The organism is Dehalococcoidales bacterium, assembly GCA_028716225.1.
Taxonomy (GTDB): Bacteria; Chloroflexota; Dehalococcoidia; order Dehalococcoidales; family UBA5760; genus UBA5760.
Genome location: JAQUQE010000138.1, coordinates 1 through 2809, shown reverse-complemented (window position 1 = coordinate 2809; position 2809 = coordinate 1). Strand labels below are relative to the sequence as shown.

Here is a 2809-nt window from a genome sequence, read left to right as displayed (position 1 = left end):
GAAGTCTCAACACCTACACGCCGGATAGAAGCAGGTCAACATATATACCCGACAGGACTCTCAACACCTACACGCCGGATAGAAGTAAAAACACGGAGTATATAACAGATGGCTAATACGGATAATATCTCAGTCCAAAAAGATGATTACGGCTATAACCTGTCTTGGACGGCCTATGACAATGACGGATCGGCGAGGAACATAACAGGCAAAACCATCACCTTAAAAGTGTGGAATCCTAACATCCCCGGCACCTTACTTGTTGAGGGTGAATGTACGGTAGATGTTGCCGCTTCGGGAACCTATCATTACTCAGTCCAAGATGGCGATTTCGATACTGTCGGGTCGTACCTGTATGATACCGAATCAACATCAAGTGGAGTAGTTGAATCAATCAATAGCGGCTGGATTACCGTAAGGGAGAGTGGCTAATGGACTACTGCAATATATATGAGGTTAAAAGGGACTTAGATATAACCGAGGACACCAAAGACCATGTTATACAGCCGTTAATCGAGGAAGCCAAGATACACATAGACAACTATTGCAAAAGAGAGTTCGACACCACTTCCGAGACAAGGTACTTTGACGGCTCCGCTTCCCCTTTATTCATTGATGATCTAGTCTCTGTTACCACTCTTAAATTAGACGAGGACGGGGACGGCACCTTTGAGGCCACACTGACGACTGACGACTATATCTTATACCCCTTGAACGATTACCCCAAAACGATGGTCAAAGTTAACCCTAACGGGGATTACGGAGGCTTCGCTTCCGGCATCAAAAAGGGTGTCGAGATTAATGGTTCATGGGGATATGCCTCAACTGTACCGAAGCCGATTAGAAGGGCAGCCATCATGCAGGTATGCCGATGGTTCAAGAGGCGGGAATCGGGATATGCGACGGTTGTTGGTATGCCGGATATAGGGACTTTCGAGGTTCATCATGGCCTCGATCCTGACATCAAAGAGCTACTAAAAGTATACGTTAGAAGGAAAGTTTAATGGGTGTTGAATCAATAGGCACCGGATTAAAAACCACCCTATCTATTAGCGGACTGAGGGTTTACGCTCCGAATGAGCTACCTGATTCTATCAATGAGCTTCCCGCCGCCCTCATTCTGCCAAGAGGCGTAGCGTATAAGCAGACCTTCGGGGATGCTACGGCGACATCTATATACACGTTTAGAATCGTCCTCTTGCTCACAAAGCAAGACGCACCCTCCGCTTTTAACGAAATTCTAGACTACATCGAACCGACGGGAACCAAGTCGCTAGTCGCTAAAGTAGCCGCTGACAGGACATTAAACAGTTCCTGCGACACCTCATGGATCAGCGACAACTTAGGACTGGGGACTACCAACTGGGGCAGGGTTAGCTATCTCTCTACCGAGTTTCTATTAGAGGCTTACGCATGAGTTTGTTTTCGATAATCTCTTTCCGTGATAAGCGGGAAGGGGAGATAAATAAGAAGCTGGAGAGCGGCCTGACAAAAGCCGCTCTTTTAGTTGAACGGGATGCCAAGAAGGAATCCCCGGTAGATACGGGAACTCTGAGAAGCTCTATCACGCATGAGGTTGAACCAACCGAGGCTAGGGTGGGAACGAATGTTGAATATTCCAGCTTCCAAGAGTACGGGACTCGGAAAATGCAGGCTCATCCATTCCTCGGTCCTGCATTAGAAAAAAATAAAGACCAGATAATTAAATTACTTCAGGGAGGGTAATATGGCTCATATATCAGGTAAGAACGGGGCTGTCCTGACAGGGACGGCAGGTGACGGGGACGAATCCGAAATCACCGGAATAAAATCGTGGACGTTAGATTACGTTGCTGACGCTCTCGAGGTTACCGACTTTGTAGACGCTGGCGTAAGGGATTACGTTGCCGGATGCACAGGCTGGACAGGGACGTTTGAAGGTTATAAAGACGGCGCTCCTACAGCAATCGGAACCAAGGTCAGTATCCACCTTCAGGAATCGGACACAGCCAACCAGATGTGGGAAGGTGACTGTATTTTAACAGGCGTCCATGCTAACACTAGCTTTGATGGTGTGGTGACCTATTCCTACGATTTCACCGGGTGCGGTGCATTAACAGTCGCTACGGCATAAGGGGGATAAAATGGCTCATATATCAGGTAAGAACGGTGGCGTTTATACTAACGCTCTATTAGTGGAAGATTGCGAGGACGCATGGAACGAACATACCGAGTCAGGCTGTACTCCTAGCACGACTACGGGCAAGGTCGGGACGTATTGCGCAAGAGTGACAACGGTTGGTGTCGGTGCGGATAAACTCCTTATGTCTGAGGTTATTTCTAAAGACCTGTCGGCGTATGACGCTGTTGTCTGGTATGCCCGGTCTAGTTTAACGACTACGGCAACACAACTAAAGCTCCTACTCGATGATACAGGGGAATGTGCCTCGGCGGTAGAGTCGTTGGTCGTCCCGGCACTGACGGCGGACACGTGGAAGTATTGTTTTGACTTACTGGCTGCCCCTGCCTCATGCAGTGCTCTAATTTCAATAGGACTTTATCAGGATGAAGACCTGGACGATGGCACGTTTGATATTGATGACGTGAAGGCGCTGGCCGAGGTTGACGGGATTAAGTCATGGACGATTGACTATGTTGCCGATGCCTTGGAGGTAACAGATTTCGTCGATGCCGGAGTGAGGGACTATGTGGCCGGGTGTACCGGGTGGACGGGAACCTTCGAGGGATATAAGGATGGAGCGCCTTTGGCTATCGGCTCCGAGGTTATTCTGGCTCTCGGTGAATCAAGCACCAACGGCCAGTATTTCTT

The 2809-nt window shown here is 48.7% G+C and carries 6 protein-coding genes; all 6 read left to right on the top strand.

What is annotated here, in order from left to right; translation table 11 throughout:
- Positions 1 to 108 precede the first annotated feature (108 nt).
- A complete protein-coding gene (locus PHI12_14880; GenBank protein ID MDD5512071.1) occupies positions 109 to 432 on the top strand; it encodes a hypothetical protein in 324 nt (107 codons plus the stop codon).
- The gene (locus tag PHI12_14875; GenBank protein ID MDD5512070.1) at positions 432 to 1004 is read left to right on the top strand and encodes a phage head-tail connector protein; all 573 of its coding nucleotides are present in this window, start codon (positions 432 to 434) and stop codon (positions 1002 to 1004) included. The genes PHI12_14880 and PHI12_14875 overlap by 1 nt, the downstream gene beginning before the upstream one ends.
- Complete coding sequence (locus tag PHI12_14870) at positions 1004 to 1417, top strand: hypothetical protein (protein ID MDD5512069.1); 414 nt, start codon at positions 1004 to 1006, stop codon at positions 1415 to 1417. Before PHI12_14875 ends, PHI12_14870 begins: the two co-directional genes overlap by 1 nt.
- Positions 1414 to 1725: an HK97 gp10 family phage protein gene (locus PHI12_14865; protein ID MDD5512068.1), complete on the top strand. Its 312-nt coding sequence runs from the start codon at positions 1414 to 1416 to the stop codon at positions 1723 to 1725. The genes PHI12_14870 and PHI12_14865 overlap by 4 nt, the downstream gene beginning before the upstream one ends.
- Before the next feature lies 1 nt (position 1726).
- Complete coding sequence (locus tag PHI12_14860; GenBank protein MDD5512067.1) at positions 1727 to 2113, top strand: hypothetical protein; 387 nt, start codon at positions 1727 to 1729, stop codon at positions 2111 to 2113.
- Between the two features lie 10 nt (positions 2114 to 2123).
- Positions 2124 to 2809: hypothetical protein (locus tag PHI12_14855; protein ID MDD5512066.1), on the top strand; the 686-nt coding region annotated here is incomplete at its 3' end.

What these genes read in the sequence shown, in the direction of transcription:
- PHI12_14860 (MDD5512067.1), top strand. Translation starts at nt 1,727, where the DNA reads ATGGCTCATATATCAGGTAAGAACGGGGCTGTCCTGACAGGGACGGCA.
- PHI12_14865 (MDD5512068.1), top strand. Translation starts at nt 1,414, where the DNA reads ATGAGTTTGTTTTCGATAATCTCTTTCCGTGATAAGCGGGAAGGGGAG.
- PHI12_14870 (MDD5512069.1), top strand. Translation starts at nt 1,004, where the DNA reads ATGGGTGTTGAATCAATAGGCACCGGATTAAAAACCACCCTATCTATT.
- PHI12_14880 (MDD5512071.1), top strand. Translation starts at nt 109, where the DNA reads ATGGCTAATACGGATAATATCTCAGTCCAAAAAGATGATTACGGCTAT.
- PHI12_14875 (MDD5512070.1), top strand. Translation starts at nt 432, where the DNA reads ATGGACTACTGCAATATATATGAGGTTAAAAGGGACTTAGATATAACC.